We start from the raw sequence: 23,477 nt of genomic DNA on the forward strand, positions 1-23,477 counted from the left end.
TACGGGGTCGCGGGGCTGCTCCGGCGGGACCGCCCCCGGTCGTCGCGGGGCTCACCCGGCGGTGTTGGCCCGCGGGTGGCTGGCCGCGTAGACCTCGCGCAGCCGGTCGACGGTGACCATGGTGTAGACCTGCGTGGTGGTCACCGAGGCATGGCCCAGCAGCTCCTGCACCACGCGGACGTCGGCGCCGCCGTCGAGCAGATGGGTGGCGAAGGAGTGGCGCAGGGTGTGCGGTGAGACGTCGTTCAGTCCGGCGCGTTCGGCGGCGGCGCGCAGGACCGCCCAGGCGCCCTGGCGGGTGAGCCGGCCTCCGCGGGCGTTGAGGAACAGCGCGGGCGCGCCCCGGCCCGAGGCGGCCAGGACCGGCCGGGCCCGCACCAGGTAGGCGTCGAGGGCGGCGCGGGCGAACCGCCCGATGGGCACCAGCCGCTCCTTGCCGCCCTTGCCGCGGAAGCGGACCGCGGCCACACCGCCGTCCGGGGAGTCGGGGGCCGGATCGGCGGCGGCATCGGCGGGTTCGGGGGTGAGGCGGGTGATGTCGTCGACGTCCAGGCCCACGGCCTCGGAGATGCGCGCTCCGGTGCCGTACAGCAGCTCCAGCAGAGCGCGGTCGCGCAGGCCGCGGGCGTCGCCTCCGGCGGGCACGGCGCCCAGCAGCGACTCGATGGCCTCCAGCGACACCGCCTTGGGCAGCCGCCGCGCGGGCGTGGGCGGACGCACCCCGCCCGCCGGGTCGGTCGCGGCCAGCCCCTCGCGCAGGGCGAAGCGGTGCAGCCCCCGCACGGCGACCACGGCGCGCCCCGCGGAGTTTCCGCCCAGCGGCGGGTGGTCGCCGTCGCCCTCGCGCAGCCGGCGCAGGAACTCGGTGACGTCGGACTCGGCGACCTCGGCCAGCGAGCCGACCCCGCGCCCGGCCAGGAATTCGAGGTAGCGGCGGAGGTCGCGGCGGTAGGAGGAGAGCGTGTTGGCGGCCAGGCCGCGCTCGACCGCCAGGTGGTCCAGATAGCCCGCGAGCGCCGAACCCAAGGCGGCGCCCGGCTGCGTGCGGGCGGTCTCGTGCTCTGTGGCCACCGGGGGGATCACCCGCCTTCCGCCGCATCCGGGGGGATTTCGGGGCGATCATGCCACACCCCGCCGACATCCGGCGGCCGACACGGCGATACCGCCGGCAGCACGGGCAAGGGGCGCACCGCCGACAACCCGCCCGCGCCGCCGGTCCCGGCGTCGGCGCCTGCCGCGGCGCCGACGCGGGAGCCGTCAGGCGACGGCCGGCCGCAGGGAGGCGAAGGAGTCGGCGGCGGCCTTCGCGGCGGCGAGGACGCCCACGACCGCAGCTCCGTTGTGCAGCCGGCCGGCCAGTGCGGCCTCGGCCGCCTCCTCCAGCGGCACCCACCGCAGCACCATGTCGGTCTCCTCGTGGACGCGGTCGAAGCCGACCTCGGCCTCGTCCAGCCGGGTCAGGCCGCGTCCCAGGAAGATGTGGATGCGCTCGCTGGAGAAGCCGGGCGAGGGGAAGAAGTCGGCCAGCTCGTACCAGCGCTCCGCCCGGAAGCCGGCCTCCTCGCGCAGTTCGCGCTGGGCGGTGGCCAGGGGCGGCTCGCCCTCCTCGTCGCGCACTCCGGCCGGCAGCTCCCACAGCCGGTGGCCCACGGGGTGGCGGTACTGGCTGACCATGAGCACGCGGTCGCGCTCGTCCAGCGCCAGTGCGGCGACCGCGCCGGGGTGGTCGAGGAACTCCCGGGCCACGACCTCGTCGCCGTCGGGTCCGGGCATGTGCACGTGGTCGACGCGGGTGGCGGTCTTCGCGCCGCGGTAGGCCTCGGCGCTGTGCTCCACCTTCCAGGTCTCGGGGCGGTCGGCGACCTCGCCGGCGGGATCGGTCTCGAACGGGGTCGGCTCCCCCGGCCGCTGCGCCCGGCTCATGCGCGCTCGGCGGCGTCGGCGGATGCGGCCTCACCCGCGGGCTCGGCGGCCGCGGCCGCCGCCGGCACGGCGCCGGCCGCGGCGGCGTGGCCCAGCGCGGCCGAGATCAGCCCGCGGAACAGGGGGTTGGCGCGGGTGGGCCGGGAGCGCAGCTCAGGGTGGGCCTGGGTGGCGATGAAGAAGGGGTGCCGGTCGCGGGGCAGCTCCACGTACTCCACCAGCCGCCCGTCGGGTGAGAGCCCCGAGAAGACCATCCCGGCGTCCTCCAGCCGCCCGCGGTAGGCGTTGCTCACCTCGTAGCGGTGCCGGTGGCGCTCGTAGGCGCGGTCGCCGCCGTAGAGGTCGCGGGCGAGGGAGTCCTCGGCGAGTTCGGCCGGGTACAGGCCCAGCCGCATCGTGCCGCCCATGTCGCGCTCGCCGGCGACGACGTCGGTCTGGTCGGCCATGGTGGAGATGACCGCGTGCTCGGCCTTGTCGTCGAACTCGGAGCTGTTGGCGCCGACCAGGCCGGCGGCGTTGCGGGCGTACTCGATGACCATGCACTGCAGGCCCAGGCAGATGCCCAGCAGCGGGATGCGGTTCTCGCGCGCGTAGCGGATCGCGCCGAGCTTGCCCTCGATCCCGCGCACCCCGAAGCCGCCGGGGATCAGCACGCCGTCGGCACCGCCCAGTTCACGCTCGGCGCCCTCGGGGGTGGCGCAGTCGTCGCTGGCGACCCAGCGCAGGTCGATGCGGGTGTTCTCGGCGAACCCGCCGGCGCGCAGCGCCTCGGTCACCGACAGGTAGGCGTCGGGCAGGTCGATGTACTTGCCCACCAGCGCGATCGTCACCTCGTGGTCGGGCTGGTGCACGCGTCGCAGCAGGTTGTCCCACTCGGTCCAGTCCACGTCGCGGAAGGCCAGGCCCAGGCGGCGCACGACGTAGGCGTCCAGGCCCTCGCGGTGCAGCACCTTGGGGATGTCGTAGATCGAGGGGGCGTCGGGGGTGGAGACCACGCCGCCCTCGTCGACGTCGCACATCAGGCTGATCTTGCTCTTCAGGCTCTGCGGTATGGGCCGGTCGGAGCGGCAGACGATCGCGTCGGCCTGGATGCCGATGTTGCGCAGGGCGGCCACCGAGTGCTGGGTGGGCTTGGTCTTCAGCTCGCCGGAGGGGCCCAGGAACGGCAGCAGCGAGACGTGCAGGAAGAAGCAGTTGTCGCGGCCGATCTCGTGCCGGATCTGGCGCACGGCCTCCAGGAACGGTTGGGACTCGATGTCGCCGACGGTGCCGCCGATCTCGGTGATGACCACGTCGACGTCGGCGGCGTCCATCGCGTAGATGCGCGCCTTGATCTCGTTGGTGATGTGCGGGATGACCTGCACGGTGTCGCCGAGGTAGGCGCCCTGGCGCTCCTTGGCGATGACGCTGGAGTAGACCTGGCCGGTGGTGACGTTGGCCGACGCCGACAGCTCGGTGTCGAGGAAGCGCTCGTAGTGGCCGATGTCGAGGTCGGTCTCGGCCCCGTCGTCGGTGACGAACACCTCGCCGTGCTGGAAGGGGTTCATCGTGCCGGGGTCGACGTTGAGGTAGGGGTCGAGCTTCTGCATGGTGACGCGGAGGCCGCGCGACTTCAGCAGCCGCCCGAGGCTGGAGGCGGTCAGGCCCTTGCCCAGGCTGGAGGCGACCCCGCCAGTGACGAAGAGGTGTTTGGTGCTCGCGGCGGTTGCCAAAGGTTGCTCCCGTGGTCGTACGGCGACGGGCGCCCGGTTCGGCTCGGAGGCCCGTGCGGTGCCCGGCGCCGGAGGGGGCTGAACCCCGTCCGCGACCTCGGACTCCACGGGCCACCAGGATAACAGTGCCCGGCACCCGCGCCGGTACCCGCCCGATCGGCCGGAGCCGCCGGATGCGGGCGCTGCGCTGCTGCGACGGCGGACGCGGCGCCGCCGAACGCGGCGGGAACCCCGGCGCGCCGCCGCCTCCCGCATTCCCGCGCGGCAGAACGATCAGGACACCGCGCCCCGGCGCAGCGGCCGCGGCGCACCGCACCGGCCGGGACCGGATCCAAACACCCGGGCCGGACGGACGGGGGCTTCCACCGCCGCGACCACCGGGCTAGCCTCCGGCCGGAAAGCCGCCGGCGCGGCCCAGGAGGGCCGTCGGAGGCGTCCCCAGGGCCGACCCCAGCCAGATGCCCGTGCGGGCGGTCTCGGCGACGTCGACGCCCGTGGACATGCCGCTGCGCTCCAGTTGGAAGACCAGGTCCTCGGTGGCGATGTTCCCGGCCGCGCCCGGGGCGAAGGGGCAGCCGCCGAAACCGCCGACGCTGGCGTCGAGCACGGTGACGCCGTGCTCGGTCGCGGTGTGGGCATTGGCGTAGCCGGTGTTGCGGGTGTTGTGGAAATGGCACCGCAGCCGCACGCCGCCGGCCACCTTGCGGACCCGCTCGACCAGGTCGGCCACCTGGCGCGGCACGCCCACGCCGATGGTGTCGGCCAGGGCGATCTCCACGGCCCCCGCGTCGACCGCGCGCCGGGCGACCTCGACCACCCGGTCGGGGGCGGTCTCGCCGTCGAAGGGGCAGCCGAAGGCGGTGGAGACGGTCGCGCTGACCGGCATGCCCGCCTCGGCGGCGGCCGCGGCGATGCCGGCGAACGCATCGGTCATCTCGTCGACGGAGCAGCCCTGGTTGCGCCGGCAGAATCCGTCGGTGGCGGGGAGGGCGACGTTGACCTCGTCGACGCCCGCCTCCAGCGCGCGGTCCAGGCCCCTGCGGTTGAGCGCCAGGCCGATGTAGGACACGTCCTCGCGGCGCGGGACGGCGGCCATGACCTCCTCGGCGCCGGCCATCTGCGGCACCCGGCGCGGGTTGACGAAGCTGACCGCCTCGATGCGGCGGGCGCCCGCGGCGATCAGGCGCTCGATCAGTTCGACCTTCTGGTCCACCGACAGCGGGGTCTGCTCGTTCTGCAGCCCGTCGCGCGGTCCGACCTCGACGATCTCCACCTGCTGCGCGGCCATTGCGCCTCTCCCCGTTGCGACGACTGCGTTCGGCGGTGCGCCGCCGGCGCCGGGGCGTCCCGGGTGCGCACGCGCGTGCCGCGCGCCCGTGCAGGCGCGCCCGCACAGCCCAGGATAGTCGGGGCCCTGCGCACCGACCGGCAGCGGGAGGGGATCATCCCATCCCCGCGGCCGCGGCCCCGGGCTCGCAGGGTTCTCCGAGCGCCGCCCGCAGCGGGGGCACGCGCCGCCCCCGTCCCGCGCTCAGCGCAGTGCCAGCGAGGGGCGGGCCTCCCAGGTCGTCCACACCGGGCGGTAGCCCATGCGGTTCCAGAAGGGCCCGGACAGCGGGTTCATCATGGCGTAGTTCAGCACGGTCACCTGGACGTTGTGGGCGTCCAGGGCCTGGTGGGCCTCGTTGACCAGGGCCGTGCCGATGCCGCGGCCGCGCTCCTCCTCGGCCACCACGCCGTAGCCGATGTGGGCGGTGGGCGCGGTGCGCACGAGCGGCGCGGCCCAGCGGGCGCGGTCGGGCGGGGAGACCCAGATCAGGCCGACCGGCCGGCCGCGCCGCTCGGCCAGCCACACCCACGAAGGCGAGCGGGCCAGGGCGCGCGCCGCGACGCGGCGGGTCTGCTCAGGGGTCTCGGGCTGGATGAACACGCCGCCGAAGAACTCCTCGTAGCGGTGCTCCTCCATGAGCAGGCCCACGATCTGGGTGAGGTCCTGGGAGTCGGCCAGCCGGATGGCCACGTCGCGCGGCGGAAGCGAGGGGGGCACCCCGCGGCGCCGCTCGCGCGCGGCCAGCACGCTGTAGGGCTGCAGGCCGTGCGCCTGCAGCGCGGGCACGCCCACGACGTCGCGCGCGGGCCAGGTGAGCTGCGCGGCCGACTCCGAACCGGTGCCTGTGGGCAGCTGCTGCAACTGGTCGCGCCAGCTCGACAGCAGCGAGTCCAGCGCGCGTCCGGGGTCGGGGCCGCCGACGATGGGCGTCAGCCAGTGCTGGTCGGGCATGCCCCAGGTCCGGCCGACCTCGCCGGGCTGGTACCAGGAGTAGCGCATGGTGCCCGTGGCGACCGGCCGCCCGGCCTCGTCGCTGACCGTCAGCAGCGGATAGGTGCTCTTGCGCGGGCGCGTCGGCGCCGGCAGCAGATGGTCGACTTCGCGCCAGCGCGCGGCGACGGACTCGACGAGCAGGTCGAACTCCGCGCCGCTGCCGGGCAGCTCGTCGTTCCGCACCCGGGTGACATAACCGCCCATCCCACCTCCCAGGGCCGCGCATACCCGCACTCACCCGCCCTCGGCTCGCCGGCGCGGCTGTCGGCGGCCGATCAGTGGTCACGTAACGTCGCAACACGGACACGAAGACCGTAGCGCCTCAGGAGTCACTTCGCTGGCGATTGCGACGAGAATTTCCCTGATCGTTTTGAAATTGTCGCTATGCAATTTCAGGGCGGCAAAGCCCGGTAGGTCCAACCGTAGCGGATTCGCCGCGTGTGAGGGCATGCGGGGCGGTTCCTCCCGAAATGCACTCTGGCCTGCGATGATGTTTTGCGTCGCAGCAGTTGCGTTACCGTCCGCACATGCAGACGGCCGTGCAGGGGACGCGTGCACGCCGGGTGACGACGCCCGAAAGCCGTGTTCGCCGTCGCGGGACGCCTGCGCGGCGTCCTCCGCTGAGGCGGCGGGCCTCGGCAGGAAGGCGCGGCATGCGCGCGCGGCACGCCGGCACGGGTCCAGGGGGAGCTTCCTGCCTCCACCCGGGCAGTCAGGCACCCACCGGGCACCACCGCTGTTTGGCACGGCTCCGGCCGACAAGTTCAGCGTGCGCTCGACGGTAAGGAAACACGTGACGCGCGGCGTCTCCGATGGGGTGGCGCCGGGCTGACGGGCGGGCCGCGCTACGCGAGACGCGCCCATTGCCGCAACCCCGACGGTGGCCCACCCCAGGCGGTACCCGGCGGGTTACTGGAAAGCGGCACCACCGCTGTTCCTGAACACGCCTGCGGTGTGTATGAGTGGTCGGTCACCACGGAAGCTGCGGCAATGGGGCTGGTTTGCGCGTAGCTGTGCGCCAGCTTGCCGCCGAGCGGCGGTGCACCTTCACGTCAAAGGCCCGCCACCGGTGGCACGGCTCCACCTGACACGTTCAGCGTGCGCTCGGCGGCAAGGAAACACGTGACGCGCGGCGTCTCCGATGGGGTGGCGGCGGGCTGACGGGCGGGCCGCGCTACGCGAACCGCACCCATTTACCCGGCGGGTTCCTGGAAAGCCGCGCCCCCGCGCCCCCGCCGTCCTTCGACACGCCTCAGCTCACCCCGGCGGCGTCCATGCCGCGGAGTTCGCGCTTGAGCTCCTTGATCTCGTCGCGGAGCCGGGCCGCGAGCTCGAACTGCAGGTCGGCGGCCGCCTGGTGCATCTGCTCGCCGAGCTGGTCGATGAGCTGGGCGAGGTCGGCCCTGGGCATCTGGGAGATGTCCTCGGAGCGCTCCGAGCCGGCCGCGCCGAGCTTGGGCACCGGGGCCTTGTTCGCACCGCCCTGCCGGTAGCCCGAGCCGATCAGCTCCTCGGTGTCGACGTCCTCGCGCGCCAGCGAGTCGAGGATGTCGGCGATCTTCTTGCGCAGCGGCTGCGGGTCGATGCCGTGTTCCTCGTTGTAGGCGAGCTGCTTGGCGCGGCGCCGGTTGGTCTCGTCGATGGCGCTGCGCATGGAGTCGGTGACGTTGTCGGCGTACATGTGCACCTGGCCGGCCACGTTGCGCGCCGCACGCCCGATGGTCTGGATCAGCGCGCTGGAGGAGCGCAGGAAGCCCTCCTTGTCGGCGTCGAGGATGGACACCAGCGACACCTCGGGCAGGTCGAGCCCCTCACGCAGCAGGTTGATGCCCACCAGCACGTCGTACTCGCCCACGCGCAGCTCGCGCAGCAGCTCGACGCGGCGCAGCGTGTCGACCTCGCTGTGCAGGTAGCGCACGCGGACGCCCAGCTCGGCGAAGTAGTCGGTGAGGTCCTCGGCCATCTTCTTGGTCAGCGTGGTGACCAGCACGCGCTCCTGGCGCTCGGCGCGCTCGCGGATCTCGTGCACGAGGTCGTCGATCTGGCCCTCGGTGGGCTTGACCACCACCTCGGGGTCGACCAGGCCGGTGGGGCGGATGACCTGCTCGACAACGTCGCCGCCGCTCTGGCGCAGCTCGTAGGGGCCGGGCGTGGCCGAGAGGTAGACCGTCTGCCCGATGCGCTCGGTGAACTCCTCCCACTTCAGCGGGCGGTTGTCCAGCGCCGAGGGCAGCCGGAAGCCGTGGTCGACCAGGGTGCGCTTGCGGGAGGCGTCGCCCTCGTACATGCCGCCGATCTGCGGCACGGTCACGTGGGACTCGTCGACCACCAGCAGGAAGTCCTCGGGGAAGTAGTCGAGCAGGGTGTTGGGGGCGCTGCCGGGCGCGCGGTCGTCGAAGTGGCGCGAGTAGTTCTCGATGCCCGAGCAGCTGCCCACCTGCCGCAGCATCTCCAGGTCGTAGGTGGTGCGCATGCGCAGCCGCTGGGCCTCCAGCAGCTTGCCCTGGTCCTCCATCTCGCTCAGCCGCTCGGCCAGCTCGGCCTCGATGGCGGCGATGGCGCGCTCCATGCGCTCGGGCCCGGCGACGTAGTGGGAGGCGGGGAACAGGTAGACGTGCTCGTCCTCGCCCAGCACCTCGCCGGTCAGCGGGTGCAGGGTCTGCAGCCGCTCGATCTCGTCGCCGAACATCTCGATGCGGACGGCCAGCTCCTCATACACCGGGATGATCTCGACGGTGTCGCCGCGCACCCGGAAGGTGCCCCGGGTGAAGGCCATGTCGTTGCGGGTGTACTGCATCTCGACGAGCTTGCGCAGCAGTTCGTCGCGGTCGACCTGCATGCCGACCTCCAGCTCGGCCATGCGGTCGACGTACTCCTGGGGCGTGCCCAGGCCGTAGATGCAGGAGACCGAGGAGACCACGACCGTGTCGCGCCGGGTGAGCAGCGAGTTGGTGGCCGAGTGGCGCAGCCGCTCGACCTCGTCGTTGATCGAGGAGTCCTTCTCGATGTAGGTGTCGGTCTGGGGGACGTAGGCCTCGGGCTGGTAGTAGTCGTAGTAGGAGACGAAGTACTCGACCGCGTTGTTGGGCAGCATCTCGCGCAGCTCGTTGGCGAACTGCGCGGCCAGGGTCTTGTTGGGTTGCATCACCAGCATCGGCCGCTGCACCTGCTCGGCCAGCCAGGCCACCGTGGCGGTCTTGCCGGTACCGGTGGCGCCCAGCAGCACGGTGTCGGGGTCGCCGGCCTGCACCCGCCGGGTCAGCTCGGCGATGGCCGAAGGCTGGTCGCCGGCGGGGGTCATGTCCGAGACCACCTCGAACGGCGCCTTCTTGCGCTGGATATCGGTCACCGGCCGCACGTCGCCTCAGCTCCCCTCGCGTTTGCCGACGTCTCCCCCACGCTATAACCCGCCGGTGACAACATCGCCCGCCCGCGGCGGATTCCCAGGTCAGGGGGTGTATCGCAGGTGCCGGGGGTGACTGCGGTGCGGCCCTCGCCGGTGTCTGCGGCGCCACCGACGCCCTCGGCCGAGCGGATCCGCGTCGACCACGCGTTCGGCGGGGGGTCAGTCGGCCCGTGCCGTGTCGACGGGCCCGGTGAAGCGGGACTGCACGCCGCAGGGTGACACCACCGGCACCCGCAACGGAAGACGACCGTCCGTGCCGGCCCGACGTTCGGCCGGGCTGAGCCGATCTGCGCGGCGCCCCGCCGGGCGGACCGGGCCGGCGCGGCGCCGGTCGGGCTATTCGGCGAAGTAGGGGCCGGCCTCGATGTCGGCGATGAGGCCGGGTCGGGCGGGGTGCCAGTCGAAGCGCTTGCGGGTGAGCTCGCTGGAGGCCGGAATGTCCATGGCCATGATGCTCCCGACGAAGCCGAGCCGCTGTGCCGCCTCCTCCGGGGGGACGGACATCGCCGGCACGCCCAGGCGCCCGCCGATGGCCTCGGCGATCTCGCGGACCGGCACCCCCTCTTCGTCGACCCCGTGCAGCCGCGCGCCCGCGGGCGCCTGCTCCAGGGCCAGCCGGAACAGCGGGGCGGCGTCGAGGACGTGCACCGAGGGCCAGCGGTCGGCGCCGTCGCCCGGATACACCGAGACGCCCGCGCTTCGGGCGGCGGCGATCAGGTGCGGCACGAAGCCGCGGTCGCCCTCGCCGTGCACCGTCGGCGCGAGCCGCACCACCGACACCCGCACGCCGCGCCCGGCGAGCGCAAGGGCCTCCTCGGAGACGCGGGGGAAGCCGGGGTCGGCGGAGTCCTCCTCGGTCGCGGGCCGGCCGGGTGTGCGGGCGAGGATGCCCGAGGTGACGACGAAGGGCCGCTGGGAGCCCGCGAGCTCCTCGCCCAGCGCCTCGATCGCGCGCCGGTCCAGCTCGCCGGCGGCCGCGTAGCCGGAGAAGTCGTGGACGAAGGCGGTGTGGACCACGCCGTCCGCGGCGGCCGCCCCGGCACGCAGGGCGTCCGGGTCCTCCAGGGATCCGCGGTGCACCGCGGCCCCGGCCGCCGAGACGGCGGCGGCGGAGGCATCGGAGCGGGCGAGGCCGAGGACCTCGTGGCCCGCGTCCAGCAGGTCGCGGACGACAGCGCTACCGACGAACCCGGACGCGCCGGTGACGAACACGCGCATGGCGTACTCCATTCGATGCAGGTGGTGGGAGCCCGGCCCGGCACCCCGCGGTGTCCGGCCGGTGCGTCCAGCCTGCGGCCGCGCGGCGCCCGCGGTCCAATGATTGTTTCGCCAAGCGCATCCCGGATTCCGCATCACACCAGGTCGTCGGCCTCCCTCGGCGGGTGTGCGGCGTCGGCGCCGACCGCTCGCCGACTACTGTTGGACCATGTCCGACTCGCCACCGCCCCCGGCGGACCTGGATCTGCGGCTGGTGCGGTGCTTCACCGTCGTCGCCGAGCACCTGCACTTCGGCCGGGCGGCCGCCGCCCTGCACACGACGCAGTCGTCGCTGAGCCGGCAGATCGGCAGCCTCGAGCACCGGCTGGGCGCGCGCCTACTGGACCGCACGCCCCAGGGCAGCCGGCTCACCGAGGCCGGCAAGGTCTTCCTCCCACTCGCCGAGTCGCTGCTGCGCTCGGCTGACCGGGCCGCCGCGCGCACTCGGGCGGCGGCCCGGCCCAGCGGCATCACCGTCGGCTACGCCGCGAACCTGATCGTCACGCCGGCGGTGCGCGAACTCCGGCGCCGCCATCCCGACGCCGACGTGCGCACCCGGCACCTGGGTTGGAGCGAAGTGTCGGCGGCGCTGCTCGAATACCGCGTGGACGCCGCGGTGGCCAGACTGCCGTTCCCCACGGACGGCTTGGCCGTAGTGGTCCTCTACGACGAGCCCCGCGAGCTGCTGGTACCTCTCGACCACCGCCTGGCGGGCAAGGAGTCCGTCACCCTCGACGACATCGCCGACGAGCCCCTGCCGCGGGCGCCCGACCCCGAATGGGACGCCTTCTGGCGGATCGACCCCCGGCCCGACGGCAGCCGCGCCCCGGACGGCCCTCTCATGGCTTCCGTGGAGGACAAGTTCGAGCTGGTCGCCGGCGGCCAGGCGGTGGCCGTCGTCCCGATCTGCTCGGGGATCACCGGCCTGCGCCCCGACCTCACCACCGTCCCGCTGGAGGGCGTCGAACCGAGCCACGTCGCCCTGGCCACGCGCGCGGGCGACACCAACCGCCTCGTCGCGGCGTTCCGCAAGGCCGCCCAGGCCCACCTCACCGCTCCCCCGGCCGCGTCACCGTGAGACCGGCCGGGCCGACGTTCCAGGAACCCTCCGGTCGCCAAGACCGAGGAACCCACCGGGAACCGCAAGGAAGCCGCCGCCACCGAGGCTGCGGCAATGGGCGCGCCTCGCGAAGCGCAGCCGCAGCTTGCCGCCGAACGCACGCGGTCCCCGCCAGATAGAGCCGCACCACCGATGGCGGGCCTCCAGCGCAAAAGTGCACCGTGCGCTCGGCGGCAAGCCGGCGCACAGCGCTTCGCGCATCACAGCCCCATTGCCGCAACCTCTGTGGCAACTGACCCCGAATGGTTACCGGTGGGCGCCTCCCGGTCGCCAGGGCCCAGGAACCCACCGGGAACCGCAGGGAAGCCGCCACCACCGAGGCTGCGGCAATGGGCGCGCCCCGCGAAGCGCAGCCGCAGCTTGCCGCCGAACGCACGCGCTCCCCGCCAGATAGAGCCGCACCACCGATGGCGGGCCTCCAGCGCAAAAGTGCACCGTGCGCTCGGCGGCAAGCCGGCGCACAGCGCTTCGCACACCACAGCCCCATTGCCGCAACCTCTGTGGCAACTGACCCCGAATGGTTACCGGTGGGTGCCTCCCGGTCGCCAAGACCGAGGAACTCACCGGGAACCGCAAGGAAGCCGCCACCACCGAGGCTGCGGCAATGGGCGCGCTTCGCGTAGCGCGGTCGCAGCTTGCCGCCGAGCGCACGCGGAACTTACCGGGCGGAGCCGTGCCACCGATGGCGAGCCACTGATGCGAAGGTGCACCTCCGCTCGGCGGCAAGCCGGCTCTGAATAGGTACGTGGCGCGCAGCGCCTCCGTTAGGGGCGGTGGCGGGTGACGGGCACGATGAGCTCGCGGCGCGCAGCGCCTCCGTTAGGGGCGGTGGCGGGTGACGGGCACGATGAGCTCGCGGCGCGCAGCGCCTCCGTTAGGGGCGGTGGCGGGTGACGGGCACGATGAGCTCGCGGCGCGCAGCGCCTCCGTTAGGGGCGGTGGCGGGTGACGGGCGGGATTCGCGCATCACAGCCCCATTGCCGTCGACGATCTCCCCCCCCGGTAGCCCTCGGGAGGATCGAGCTTGTCGGCGACCGCCGCGAGGGCGTCGGCGATGTCGTCGGGGACGGCGTCGGCGAAGCGGCGGGAGGCCTCCGCCGCGGTCATCGTGCGCATGCTCGAAGTATTCCGGACCCTCGCCGCCGCCGGGGGCACTTCACGCCCGCTTGCGCAGTTGCTCCCAGACCTCGGCGACCTTGGCGTCCAGCTCCTCGGGGGTGCCGGAGTTGTCGATGACGATGTCGGCGGCGGCGCAGCGCTGGGCGCGGGTGGCCTGGGCGCGGATGCGGGCACGGACCTGGTCCTCGGGCATGCCGCGGTCGCGCACCACGCGCGCCACCTGCTCCTCCTCGCCGACGTCGACCACCACGACCACGTCGTAGAGCCCGCCGAGGTCGTTCTCCACCAGCAGCGGCACGTCGTAGACGACCACCGCGTCGGCCGAGGCCCGCGCCATCAGCTCCTCGGTGCGCTTGCCCACGCGCGGGTGGACGATCGCGTTGAGCTTGGCCAGCCGCGCGGAGTCGGAGAAGACGATCTCCCCCAGTCGGGGCCGGTCCAGCCGGCCGTCGTCGGTCAGCACCTCGGTGCCGAACTCGGCGACGATCTCCTCCAGGCCGGACGTGCCCGGCTCCACCACCTCGCGGGCGATCCGGTCGGCGTCGATGATCAGGGCGCCGTGGTCGGCCAACCGCCGGGCCACCGCGCTCTTGCCGGATCCGATCCCTCCGGTGAGTCCTACTCGCAGCATGCCGGCGACTCTAGAGGGCCGCCGGACGGGCCGCGCGGCCGGGGACCGCCTTGCGCATGTGCACCAGCGCCAGGTGGTCGGACATGCGCTCGCGGCTGGTCTCGGCGTAGCCCAGGCTCCGGTACAGCCGCAGGTTGGGCTCGCTCTGCTGGCCGGTGAAGACGCGGAGCTCGGCGAGGTCGGGATGGGCCTCGGCCAGGCGCTCCTCCAGGGCGCGCATCAGCGCGCGGGCGATGCCCCGGCGGCGCTGGTCGGGGGCGACGCAGAGCCGGTTCACCAGCCCGGTGCCGTCCTCGACCCGGCCGCGCACGGCGCCGACGATCCGGTGCCCGGCGAGGGCCTTGAGCACGCACCCGCCCGATTCGATGCCGCGCCGGATGTTGTCGAGGGTCTCGGCCAGCGGCAGCACGAACGGATCGCCGTAGAGCTGGGCCTCGTCGACGAACGCCGCCCGTTGCAGCGTCCAGATCTCGCCGGCGTCCTCGGCCGCGGCGGCGGCGACGACCGGCTCGGGCGCAGTGCGCATCGCGGCTCCCGTGGTGGGTTCGGTGGACGCGGCTGCGGCGAGCATAGCGAAGGGCCGCCCCCGTTGCCGGGAGCGGCCCTTGGCGATTCGCGTGCCGGATCTCCGGCGGGGCCTCAGCCCTCGGAGCCGCCCGCCAGCTTCTCGCGCAGCGCCGCCAGCGCCTCGTCGGAGGCGAGGGCGCCGCCGGTGTCCGCCGGCTCGGCAGCGGGCGCGCTCGGCGCGGCGGGGGCTTCGCCGCCCTCGTAGGGCGCCTCGGTCCCGGCCTCGGCCTCGGCCGCCTGGGCCTCCTCGACCTGCTTGCGGTGCGCCTCGAAGCGGGCCTGGGCCAGCGCGTACTGGCGCTCCCACTCGTCGCGCTGGGCCTCGTAGCCCTCGAGCCACTCGCCGCTCTCGGGGTCGAAGCCCTCGGGGTACTTGTAGTTGCCCTGCTCGTCGTAGTCAGCCGCCATGCCGTAGAGCGTCGGGTCGAAGTCGACCTGGTCGGGCGAGACGCTCTCGTTGGCCTGCTTCAGCGAGAGGCTGATGCGGCGGCGGTCGAGGTCGATGTCGATGATCTTGACGAAGATCTCGGTGCCGACCTGGACGACCTGCTCGGGGATCTCCACGTGGCGCTCGGCCAGCTCGGAGATGTGCACCAGGCCCTCGATGCCCTCCTCGACGCGGACGAACGCGCCGAAGGGGACCAGCTTGGTGACCTTGCCGGGAACGACCTGGCCGATCTGGTGCGTGCGGGCGAACTGCTGCCAGGGGTCTTCCTGGGTGGCCTTGAGGGACAGGGAGACGCGCTCGCGCTCCATGTCGACGTCGAGGACCTCGACGGTGACCTCCTGGCCGACCTCGACGACCTCGCTCGGGTGGTCGATGTGCTTCCAGGACAGCTCCGACACGTGCACCAGGCCGTCGACACCGCCGAGGTCGACGAATGCGCCGAAGTTGACGATGGAGGACACGACGCCCTTGCGGATCTGGCCCTTCTGCAGGGTGTTCAGGAAGGTCTGGCGGACCTCGGACTGGGTCTGCTCCAGCCAGGCGCGGCGGGAGAGCACGACGTTGTTGCGGTTCTTGTCGAGCTCGATGATCTTGGCCTCGAGCTCGCGGCCCACGTAGGGCTGGAGGTCGCGCACGCGGCGCATCTCCACCAGCGAGGCCGGGAGGAAGCCGCGGAGTCCGATGTCGAGGATCAGACCGCCCTTGACGACCTCGATCACCGTACCGGTGACGACGCCGTCCTCCTCCTTGATCTTCTCGATCGTGCCCCAGGCGCGCTCGTACTGGGCGCGCTTCTTGGACAGGATGAGGCGGCCTTCCTTGTCCTCCTTCTGGAGGACGAGGGCCTCGACGTGGTCGCCGACGGTCACGACCTCGCCTGGGTCGACGTCGTGCTTGATCGACAGTTCCCGGGACGGGATAACACCCTCGGTCTTGTAGCCGATATCGAGCAAGACCTCGTCTCGATCGACCTTCACGATGGTGCCTTCGACAATGTCACCGTCGTTGAAGTACTTGATGGTCTCGTCGATCGCCGCGAGGAAGGCTTCCTCGGACCCGATGTCGTTGACCGCTACCTGGGGTGTCGAGGTTACCTCTGTGCTGCTCGTCATGTGTGGGTGGACTCCGGATACGGACATTGGCAGAATAGGCGCGCCGCGGAATCACGCGGCCGAATCACCACCGTCCGAGACGACGTCGGACCCAAGCCGCAGCTTGGGCCGTATCGCGAATCCCAGGGTGCCGACCAGCCGTAACGCCCCCCGAAGTCCCCGGGGGGTCGAGTCGAGTATGCGATCTGGCTGTCACACCGGCACGATCTCCGAGGTCGAGTTGCGCACGCGAGTCCACAACGCTCTTGCCACAATATGAGACGCGGCCCTCCAGGTCAATCGGAAGCGGCCCGACATACCGGCTTGAAGCACAACCTGCGCATGGTACTCGGGCGCCCGCGCGCCCCCTCCGCGGGGGCCGGATCCGGCCGCCGCGCGACACGCCCCGCGCCCGGTGCCCGTCGCCGCCCTGCGGGCGCCCCGGGGCGGATCACTCCTCCGCGCCGCCGCGCCCGCGCATCCGCTTCACCTGCGAACGGCGCTTCTTCGCGGCGATCCTGCGCTCGGTCGCGCCGCGCGTGGGGCGCGTGGGCCGCCGCGACCGGGGACCGGGGGCGACGGCCCAGGACAGCAGGCCCGCCAGGCGCTCGCGGGCGAGATCGCGGTTGCGGGCCTGGGAGCGGTGCTCCTCGACGGTGACGGTGAGCACGGTGCCGCTGAGCCGCCCCGACAGCCGCCGCAGAGCGCGCTCGCGCTGCTCGGCGGTCAGCGACTCGGTGGCGGCGACGTCCACAGACAGCGAGACCCGCGTGTCAGCCGTGTTGGCGTGCTGGCCGCCCGGTCCGCCCGAGCGGGAGAACCGCCAGGCCAGCTCGCCTTCGCGCAACCGGACCGGGGGTCCAGCGCGCCGCGGGCCGCCGGGCCCGCTCCGGGGTTCGGCCATGGCGTGGCCCTCCTTCCCGCTCCGACCGGATGGGACCGGCCGCCGGCGCCGCCGGTCCGCTCCCTGCTCTGGTGTGCGCCTGCCCGCCGTCGCCGCGGGCGACACGCCTGCGCCGCAGGGGGTGCGGTCGCCCGGTGAGCGCCTAGTGCGCGGCGTCGTGCCAGTCGCGCCCCACGCCCACCGAGACGGCCAGCGGCACCCGGAGATCATAGGCGCCCGCCATCTTCTCCGACACCAGTTTTCGCACGGCGTCGATCTCGTCGTCGGTGACCTCCAGCACGAGCTCGTCGTGCACCTGCAGCAGCATCCGGGAGCGGTAGCCGCCCTCGCGCAGCCCGGCCTCGACGTCCAGCATGGCGACCTTGATGATGTCGGCGGCCGATCCCTGGATGGGCGCGTTGAGCGCCATGCGCTCGGCCATGTCGCGGCGCTGGCGGTTGTCGCTGGTGAGGTCGGGCAGGTAGCGGCGGCGGCCCAGCATGGTCTCGGTGTAGCCGTCGCGGCGGGCGCGCTCGACCACCGCGCGCAGGTAGTCGCGGACCCCGCCGAACTGGACGAAGTAGTCGTCCATGAGGGACTTGGCCTCCTTGGGCGTGATCCCCAGCTGCTGGGAGAGGCCGAACTCGCTGAGCCCGTAGGCCAGTCCGTAGTTCATCGCCTTGATCCGGGCGCGGGCCTCGGGGCCGACCTCGCCGACGCCGATGTCGAAGACCCGCGCGGCGATCTCGGCGTGGAAGTCGTGGCCGGTCTGGAAGGCCTCGATGAGCGCCGCGTCCTCGGAGAGGTGGGCCATGATCCGCAGCTCGATCTGGCTGTAGTCGGCGGTGAGGAGGTCGCGGTAGCCCTCGCCGACCACGAACGCACGGCGGATGCGCCGCCCGGCGTCGGTGCGCACGGGGATGTTCTGCAGGTTGGGCTCGACCGAGCTGAGCCGGCCGGTGGCCGCCACGGTCTGGTTGTAGGTGGTGTGGATGCGGCCGTCCTCGGCGATGGTCTTGATCAGGCCTTCGACCGTGGTGCGCAGGCGGGTCTGGTCGCGGTGGCGCAGCAGGATGACGGGCAGCTCGTTGTCGGTGCGCTCGGCCAGCCACGCCAGCGCGTCGGCGTCGGTGGTGTAGCCGGTCTTGATCTTCTTGGTCCTGGGCAGTTCGAGCTCGTCGAAGAGGATCTGCTGGAGCTGCTTGGGCGAGCCGAGGTTGAACTCGCGGCCCACCACGCGGTGGGCCTCGTCGACCGCCTGGCGCACGGCGGCGGCGAACTCCTCCTCCAGCGAGTCGAGGTAGGCGCGGTCGGCGGCGATACCGGTGCGCTCCATGCTCGCCAGCACCCGCAGCAGCGGCAGTTCGAGGTCGCGCAGCAGGGCGGCTCCGCCGCGCTTGTCGAGGTCCTGGTCGAGCCCCGCGGCGAGGTCGAGGGTGGCGCGGGCGCGCACCGCCAGCTCCGTGCGCTCGGCGGTGCGGGGATCGTCCGCGCCGTCGCCGGCGATGTCGAGCGAGAGCTGTCCGGAGTCGCTCTGCTGCTCGCCGAGCTCGCGGTTGAGGAAGCGGCGGCACAGGTCGCCCAGCTCGAACTTGCGCCCGCCCGGCTGCACGAGGTAGGCGGCCAGTGCGGTGTCGCTGGTGAGCCCGCGCAGCTCGAAGCCGTGGGCCCACAGCGCCAGCAGGGGGCCCTTGGCGTCGTGCAGGGCCTTGGGGCGGTCGGGGTCGGCGAGCCAGGCGGCCAGGGCGGACGTGTCCTCGGCGCCGAGTTCTGCGGGGTCGACGAACGCGGCGGGCCCGCTCGCGGCGGCGATCGCCAGGCCGGTGATCCGGCCGGTGCCGGCCCCCCAGGAGCCCGCGAGCGCGACGCCGCAGCGGGCGCCGTCGGCGGCGTGGGCCGCGAGCCAGGCACCGAGTCCGCCGGGTGCGGGCACCGTCAGCTCGACGGTGAACTCCTCCTCGACGGCCTCGGGCGCTCCCTCGTCGTCGCCGAGCACGGCGAAGAGGCGGTCGCGCAGGGTGGAGGCGAACTCCAGGTTGTCGAAGAGGGCGTGCACGCCGGAGCGGTCGGCGTCGGTGCGCGTGAGCTCGCCGACGGACCGCTCCAGCTCGACGTCGGGGTCCAGGCGGTTCAGCTGCTGGTTGCGCAGCACCTGGTCGAGGTGGTCGCGGAGGTTCTGGCCGGCCTTGCCGGTCAGCTCGTCGGCGCGGGCGACCAGCTCCTCCAGCGACCCGTACTTGGTGATCCACTTGGCGGCGGTCTTGGGGCCCACCCCGGGCACTCCGGGCAGGTTGTCGGCCTTCTCGCCGACGAGGGCGGCGAGATCGCGGTAGCGCTCGGGCGGCACGCCGTACTTGGACTCGACGGCCTCGGGGGTCATGCGGGTGAGCTCGGAGATGCTCCGGCCCGGGTAGAGGACCGTGCAGGTGTCGTCGACGAGCTGGAAGGCGTCGCGGTCGCCGGACGCGATGAGGATCTCCATGCCCTCCTCGCGGCCGCGGGCGGTGAGGGTGGCGATGACGTCGTCGGCCTCGTAGCCGGGGGCGGAGACGCTGGTGATGCCCAGCATCTTCAGCAGTTCCTGGACGAACTCCACCTGGGCGGGGAACTCCGGGGGGGTGTCGGCGCGCCCGGCCTTGTAGTCGGTGTAGATCTCGTCGCGGAACGTGGGGCCGGAGAGGTCCCAGGCCACCGCGATGTGGGTGGGCTGCTCGTCGCGCAGCAGCTTGATCAGCATCGAGGTGAAGCCGTATACGGCGTTGGTGGACTGGCCCGTGCTGGTGGTGAACTTCTCGACCGGCAGCGCGAAGAACGCGCGGAAGGCCATGGAGTGCCCGTCCAGCAGGAGCAGCCGCCCGCACTCGGGCGGCGCCTGCTGCGCCGGGGAGGTGCCGTTCTGTCCGGGGGTCTGCTGTGTCGTCGCCACAGGTGAATCCTAGGATGCCGTGCGGACATTCGCGCGTTGCGGCATACAGGCGGGCCATCGGTTCCCGCCGGTCGGGGCCGCGGCGGTCCGCAGGGCCGGCACGGCCGGCGGCAGCGACGGGAGGGGCGCGGGGCGCCCGGCGCAGGGCGCCGGAGGCGCCGGCCCCGGCTTCACACAGGAGGCGGAAGAGAGCATGGCGATCGACGCGGACGGACTGGCCGCGATCACGGGCGGCGGGAACATGGGCGGCACCCTCGGTGAGCGCCTCGGGCTGGAGATGCTGGAGGCCTCGACCGAGCGGGTGGTCGGGCGGATGCCCGTGGAGGGCAACACCCAGCCCTACGGCCTGCTGCACGGGGGCGCCTCCTGCGTGCTGGCCGAGACCCTGGGGTCGGTCGGGTCCATGATCCACGCGGGTGAGGGGCGGATCGCGATGGGCATCGAGATCAACGCGACCCACCACCGCAGCGCGACGCAGGGCCACATCACCGGCGTGGCCACCCCGGTGCACCTCGGCCGCACGCTGGCCACCTGGGACATCGTCGTCTCCGACGACCAGGGGCGCCGGGTGTGCACGTCGCGGTTGACCTGCGCGCTGCGGGACGCCTGAGCCGAACCTCCGCACCACCCTGTGTCCGCCCGGGCGCGGGGCGCGCCGCGACTCGCGCCCGGGCGGACGCGTGTACGCACCCGCCCCCGGGCGGGTCCGCGGCCGCCGGGACCGGCGCGCCGCGGCGGCCGACCCGCTGCCCCCGCTCGCCGCCCCCACTTCTCACGACCGCCGACCGCAGCGGTGCCGCAGGCATCTCGGCGCCGCGCCGCCGCATACAGGGCGTGGTCACCGAGGGCTATTGTTACGGCGCGAATCGTGAAAAGCGGCTTTGATCAGCGGATTTCCCTCCGGCGTATGACTACGGAGAGATAACGGCATGAATCCGACTCGGCACCGACATGAGATCCGATCTACCGGAACGTGAACGCGTGTGATTAAGCTCCGCTAACGCCCGTGGTTAAGCGCGATCACCCTCGCCACGGCCAGGGCGTCCCCCAGCGCTACCCAGCCGGTTGAACGGAGAGACCTCAATGCCAAGCAAGAAGGCCCTCAGCCTCACCGCGGCGGCCGCGGCCCTCACCCTTGGGTTGACCGCCTGCGGCGGCGGAGGCGGAGCAGAAGGCGGAGGCGGTGACGATCCGCTCCAGTTCGGATACGTCTTCCCCGAGACGGGGGACCTCTCCCACCTCGGGCCGCCGCAGATCCAGGCCGCCAAATACGCGCTGTCGGAGATCAACAAGGCCGGCGGGGTCAACGGCGCCGAGGTGCCCGCCATTCTCAGCGGGGACGAGGCCAACGACGCGGCCCAGGCCAACGACGCCGCCAAGCGCCTGGTCGACCAGGACGCCGACATCATCCTGGGCGCTGCGGCCTCGGGCATGACCCAGGCGATCATGGACACCGTCACCGGCGCCGAGGTCGTCGAGTGCTCGGGCTCCAACACCGCGCCGGGCCTGGCCTCCGAGGACGACACGGGCTACTACTGGCGCACCGCGCCCAGCGACACGATGCAGGGGCCGGTCCTCGCCCAGAAGATCGCCTCCGACGGCCACCAGAGCGTCGCGATCACCTACCGCGCCGACGACTACGGCGAGGGCCTGGCCAACGCGACGGCCGAGGCGCTGAAGCAGAACGGCATCGATGTCGCCTTCAACGAGGGCTACGACCCCAACACCGCCAACTTCGACTCGGTCGTCAGCGACGTCGCCGACGCCGACGCCGACGCGGTGGTCCTGGTCTCCTTCGAGGAGGGCGTGCAGATCATCACCGGCCTGATCGAGGCCGGCGTCGGCGCCGACCAGATGTATGGCACCGACGGCCTCAACGACGAGACGCTGGCCGAGAAGGTCGACGCCCAGAACCCCGGCAGCATCTCCGGCTTCCAGGGCACCGCGCCCGACAACGGCGAGCAGAAGTTCATGGAGGGCCTGCAGTCCTTCGCTCCGGATCTGGAGGTGTTCCAGTTCTCCGGGCAGGTCTACGACTGCGCGATCGTCACCGCCCTGGCCGCCCAGCAGGCCGAGACCAACGACCCCGCCGTGTTCGTCGACGAGGTCCGCGCGGTCTCGCGTGAAGGCACCGAGTGCTCGAGCTTCCAGGAGTGCAAGGACCTGCTCGCCGACGGCGAGGACATCGACTACCAGGGTGTAAGCGGTCCGATCAACTTCGACGAGGACGGCAACGTCACCTCGGCGACCTTCCAGATCTACGGCTTCGACGACAAGGGCCAGCACAGCAAGCAGGACGAGATCACCGTGGACGCCGAAGCCTAGGCGAGCGGCGAACCCCGGCTGCGGGCCACGCCCGCGCCCCGGCCCCCGGCCGGTCCTCGGACCGCCGGGGGCCTTTCGCGTGCGCGGACCGGGCGGGGAAGGAGTCGGGGCGCGTCTACCGAGGCACCCGCCGCGAACCGCAGCCGATGTGGTGCCCGCCCTGGGCGGTCGCCGAAGGTTCCTCCCGGCTGGGGGACAGAGGAACCCACCGGGAACCGCTTGGAAGCCGCCACCACCGGGGTTGCGGCAATGGGCGCGCCTCGCCTAGCGCGATCCGCCCGCCCGTCAGCCCGCCGCCACCCCATCGGAGACGCTTCGCGTCACGTGTTTGCTTGCCGCCGAGCGGTGGTGCACACCTCCCAGCCAGAGCCCCACCACCGGTCGCCCCTCTGCGGAAAAGATGCAGCGTGCCCTCGGCGGCAAGCTGGCGCACAGCGCTTCGCGCAGCACAGCCCCATTGCCGCAGCCCCTATGGTGCCCGCCCTGGGCGGCCCCCGGTGGGTTCCTCCCGGCTGGGGGTCAAAGGAACCCACCGGGAACCGCTTGGAAGCCGCCACCACCGGGGTTGCGGCAATGGGCGCGCCTCGCCTAGCGCGATCCGCCCGCCCGTCAGCCCGCCGCCACCCCATCGGAGACGCTTCGCGTCACGTGTTTGCTTGCCGCCGAGCGGTGGTGCACACCTCCCAGCCAGAGCCCCACCACCGGTCGCCCCTCTGCGGAAAAGATGCAGCGTGCCCTCGGCGGCAAGCTGGCGCACAGCGCTTCGCGCAGCACAGCCCCATTGCCGCAGCCTTCTGCCGTGGCCCGTTCCTCGGGTTCCCGGAGGGTGCCTCGGGCCGAGCGCATCCGGCGGAAAAAAGGGGGCGGCGCCGCGGCGCCGCCCCCTTGCGGGAGAACCCGCGCCGCTACCCGGTCTGGGCCAGGGTGCCCAGGTAGAGCTCGATGACGTTGGGGTCGTCCAGCAGCTCGCGCCCGGTGCCGGTGTAGGCGTTGCGCCCCTGGTCGAGCACGTAGCCGCGGTCGCAGACCTGCAGGCAGCGCCGGGCGTTCTGCTCGACCATGATGACCGAGACGCCCGTCGCGTTGATCTCGCGAACGCGGTGGAACACCTCGTCCTGAAAGATCGGCGAGAGGCCGGCGGTGGGCTCGTCCAGCAGCAGGACCGAGGGCTCCATCATCAGCGCGCGCCCCATGGCGACCATCTGGCGCTCGCCGCCCGACAGCGCGCCGGCCTTCTGCTTGCGGCGCTCGCCCAGCAGCGGGAACAGCTCCGCGACGGCCGACATGCGCCGTTGGAAGATCTTCGGGCGCAGGAACACGCCCATCTCCAGGTTCTCCTCGACCGTCAGGCTCGGGAACACGTTCTGGGTCTGGGGCACATAGCCCACTCCGCTGGAGACCAGCTCGTGGGCGCTGCGGCGCACGATGCTCTCGCCCCGCAGGGTGATCGTGCCCCCGCGCACGGGCAGCAGCCCGAAGATCGTCTTGATCAGCGTGGACTTGCCCGCCCCGTTGGGGCCGATGATGCCCACGACCTCGCCCTCGCCCAGCGTCAGCGTGCAGCCGTCGAGGATGTTGACCTCGGGGACGTAGCCGGCGGTGACGCTGTCGGCGACCAGCAGGTACCGGGAGGGGTCGGTCACGCGCTCCGCGGGTCCGGCGTGTTCGAGCGCCTCCTCGCGGTGCTCCTGGAGCAGGCTCGCCTCCTCCCGGTTCTCCGGCGGGTGGTCGATGCGGTCGTGCCGC

General features: G+C 72.8%; 17 protein-coding genes. 3 read left to right on the forward strand and 14 right to left on the reverse strand.

What is annotated here, in order from left to right:
• Positions 1 to 51 precede the first annotated feature (51 nt).
• The 7 genes from FZ103_RS06095 to FZ103_RS06125 all read right to left on the reverse strand — a co-directional run bounded on the left by FZ103_RS06095 (position 52) and on the right by FZ103_RS06125 (position 10,582).
• Positions 52 to 1,071: a site-specific tyrosine recombinase XerD gene (locus FZ103_RS06095; RefSeq protein WP_343233407.1), complete on the reverse strand. Its 1,020-nt coding sequence runs from the start codon at positions 1,069 to 1,071 to the stop codon at positions 52 to 54.
• A gap of 186 nt (positions 1,072 to 1,257) precedes the next feature.
• The gene (locus FZ103_RS06100) at positions 1,258 to 1,923 is read right to left on the reverse strand and encodes an NUDIX domain-containing protein (RefSeq protein ID WP_155999495.1); all 666 of its coding nucleotides are present in this window, start codon (positions 1,921 to 1,923) and stop codon (positions 1,258 to 1,260) included.
• Positions 1,920 to 3,635, reverse strand: coding sequence for a CTP synthase (locus FZ103_RS06105; RefSeq protein WP_155999496.1), 1,716 nt, complete (start codon positions 3,633 to 3,635; stop codon positions 1,920 to 1,922). Before FZ103_RS06105 ends, FZ103_RS06100 begins: the two co-directional genes overlap by 4 nt.
• 382 nt (positions 3,636 to 4,017) lie before the next feature.
• Positions 4,018 to 4,923 (reverse strand): hydroxymethylglutaryl-CoA lyase, encoded by a 906-nt coding sequence (locus FZ103_RS06110; RefSeq protein ID WP_155999497.1) that lies wholly within the window; start codon positions 4,921 to 4,923, stop codon positions 4,018 to 4,020.
• 243 nt (positions 4,924 to 5,166) lie between these two features.
• Entirely contained in the window at positions 5,167 to 6,162 is a 996-nt protein-coding gene (locus FZ103_RS06115) for a GNAT family N-acetyltransferase (protein ID WP_155999498.1), read from the reverse strand.
• Between the two features lie 1,048 nt (positions 6,163 to 7,210).
• Positions 7,211 to 9,316 carry an excinuclease ABC subunit UvrB gene (gene uvrB, locus FZ103_RS06120; RefSeq protein WP_186355889.1) on the reverse strand — a complete coding sequence of 702 codons (2,106 nt, stop codon included), beginning with the start codon at positions 9,314 to 9,316 and terminating at the stop codon, positions 7,211 to 7,213.
• Positions 9,317 to 9,700: 384 nt separating this feature from the next.
• On the reverse strand, positions 9,701 to 10,582 hold the full coding sequence (locus FZ103_RS06125) for an SDR family oxidoreductase (RefSeq protein ID WP_155999499.1): 882 nt from the start codon (positions 10,580 to 10,582) through the stop codon (positions 9,701 to 9,703).
• A gap of 208 nt (positions 10,583 to 10,790) precedes the next feature.
• On the opposite strand from FZ103_RS06125, the gene FZ103_RS06130 reads away from it, so the two are divergent.
• Positions 10,791 to 11,699 carry a LysR family transcriptional regulator gene (locus tag FZ103_RS06130; protein WP_155999500.1) on the forward strand — a complete coding sequence of 303 codons (909 nt, stop codon included), beginning with the start codon at positions 10,791 to 10,793 and terminating at the stop codon, positions 11,697 to 11,699.
• 1,008 nt (positions 11,700 to 12,707) lie between these two features.
• Here FZ103_RS06130 and FZ103_RS06135 read toward each other — a convergent pair.
• The 6 genes from FZ103_RS06135 to polA form a co-directional block, all read right to left on the reverse strand.
• Complete coding sequence (locus tag FZ103_RS06135) at positions 12,708 to 12,857, reverse strand: hypothetical protein (protein ID WP_155999501.1); 150 nt, start codon at positions 12,855 to 12,857, stop codon at positions 12,708 to 12,710.
• A 40-nt stretch (positions 12,858 to 12,897) separates the two neighbouring features.
• Complete coding sequence (gene coaE, locus FZ103_RS06140) at positions 12,898 to 13,491, reverse strand: dephospho-CoA kinase (protein WP_155999502.1); 594 nt, start codon at positions 13,489 to 13,491, stop codon at positions 12,898 to 12,900.
• A gap of 10 nt (positions 13,492 to 13,501) precedes the next feature.
• Positions 13,502 to 14,017 (reverse strand): GNAT family N-acetyltransferase, encoded by a 516-nt coding sequence (locus tag FZ103_RS06145; RefSeq protein ID WP_155999503.1) that lies wholly within the window; start codon positions 14,015 to 14,017, stop codon positions 13,502 to 13,504.
• 113 nt (positions 14,018 to 14,130) lie between these two features.
• Positions 14,131 to 15,618 (reverse strand): 30S ribosomal protein S1, encoded by a 1,488-nt coding sequence (rpsA, locus tag FZ103_RS06150; protein ID WP_155999505.1) that lies wholly within the window; start codon positions 15,616 to 15,618, stop codon positions 14,131 to 14,133.
• Positions 15,619 to 16,048: 430 nt separating this feature from the next.
• Positions 16,049 to 16,501, reverse strand: a complete 453-nt coding sequence (gene arfB / locus FZ103_RS06155; protein ID WP_155999507.1) for an alternative ribosome rescue aminoacyl-tRNA hydrolase ArfB — start codon at positions 16,499 to 16,501, stop codon at positions 16,049 to 16,051.
• A gap of 142 nt (positions 16,502 to 16,643) precedes the next feature.
• The gene (gene polA / locus FZ103_RS06160; protein ID WP_186355890.1) at positions 16,644 to 19,406 is read right to left on the reverse strand and encodes a DNA polymerase I; all 2,763 of its coding nucleotides are present in this window, start codon (positions 19,404 to 19,406) and stop codon (positions 16,644 to 16,646) included.
• Between the two features lie 193 nt (positions 19,407 to 19,599).
• Here polA and FZ103_RS06165 point away from each other — a divergent pair, with 193 nt between their 5' ends.
• Both FZ103_RS06165 and FZ103_RS06170 read left to right on the forward strand, forming a co-directional pair.
• Positions 19,600 to 20,016, forward strand: coding sequence for a hotdog fold thioesterase (locus FZ103_RS06165; protein WP_155999509.1), 417 nt, complete (start codon positions 19,600 to 19,602; stop codon positions 20,014 to 20,016).
• Positions 20,017 to 20,489: 473 nt separating this feature from the next.
• The gene (locus FZ103_RS06170) at positions 20,490 to 21,731 is read left to right on the forward strand and encodes an ABC transporter substrate-binding protein (protein ID WP_155999511.1); all 1,242 of its coding nucleotides are present in this window, start codon (positions 20,490 to 20,492) and stop codon (positions 21,729 to 21,731) included.
• Between the two features lie 905 nt (positions 21,732 to 22,636).
• On the opposite strand, the gene FZ103_RS06175 is transcribed toward FZ103_RS06170, so the two are convergent.
• A complete protein-coding gene (locus FZ103_RS06175; RefSeq protein ID WP_186356001.1) occupies positions 22,637 to 23,464 on the reverse strand; it encodes an ABC transporter ATP-binding protein in 828 nt (275 codons plus the stop codon).
• Positions 23,465 to 23,477: the final 13 nt, after the last annotated feature.

The sequence above is a fragment of the Streptomonospora sp. PA3 genome (assembly GCF_009728995.1).
In the GTDB taxonomy this organism is placed as follows: Bacteria; Actinomycetota; Actinomycetes; order Streptosporangiales; family Streptosporangiaceae; genus Streptomonospora.

What these genes read in the sequence shown, in the direction of transcription:
- FZ103_RS06125 (WP_155999499.1), bottom strand. Translation starts at nt 10,582, where the DNA reads ATGCGCGTGTTCGTCACCGGCGCGTCCGGGTTCGTCGGTAGCGCTGTC.
- FZ103_RS06130 (WP_155999500.1), top strand. Translation starts at nt 10,791, where the DNA reads ATGTCCGACTCGCCACCGCCCCCGGCGGACCTGGATCTGCGGCTGGTG.
- FZ103_RS06165 (WP_155999509.1), top strand. Translation starts at nt 19,600, where the DNA reads ATGGCGATCGACGCGGACGGACTGGCCGCGATCACGGGCGGCGGGAAC.
- FZ103_RS06100 (WP_155999495.1), bottom strand. Translation starts at nt 1,923, where the DNA reads ATGAGCCGGGCGCAGCGGCCGGGGGAGCCGACCCCGTTCGAGACCGAT.
- FZ103_RS06145 (WP_155999503.1), bottom strand. Translation starts at nt 14,017, where the DNA reads ATGCGCACTGCGCCCGAGCCGGTCGTCGCCGCCGCCGCGGCCGAGGAC.
- rpsA (WP_155999505.1), bottom strand. Translation starts at nt 15,618, where the DNA reads ATGACGAGCAGCACAGAGGTAACCTCGACACCCCAGGTAGCGGTCAAC.
- FZ103_RS06135 (WP_155999501.1), bottom strand. Translation starts at nt 12,857, where the DNA reads ATGCGCACGATGACCGCGGCGGAGGCCTCCCGCCGCTTCGCCGACGCC.
- arfB (WP_155999507.1), bottom strand. Translation starts at nt 16,501, where the DNA reads ATGGCCGAACCCCGGAGCGGGCCCGGCGGCCCGCGGCGCGCTGGACCC.
- coaE (WP_155999502.1), bottom strand. Translation starts at nt 13,491, where the DNA reads ATGCTGCGAGTAGGACTCACCGGAGGGATCGGATCCGGCAAGAGCGCG.
- FZ103_RS06115 (WP_155999498.1), bottom strand. Translation starts at nt 6,162, where the DNA reads ATGGGCGGTTATGTCACCCGGGTGCGGAACGACGAGCTGCCCGGCAGC.
- FZ103_RS06170 (WP_155999511.1), top strand. Translation starts at nt 20,490, where the DNA reads ATGCCAAGCAAGAAGGCCCTCAGCCTCACCGCGGCGGCCGCGGCCCTC.
- FZ103_RS06110 (WP_155999497.1), bottom strand. Translation starts at nt 4,923, where the DNA reads ATGGCCGCGCAGCAGGTGGAGATCGTCGAGGTCGGACCGCGCGACGGG.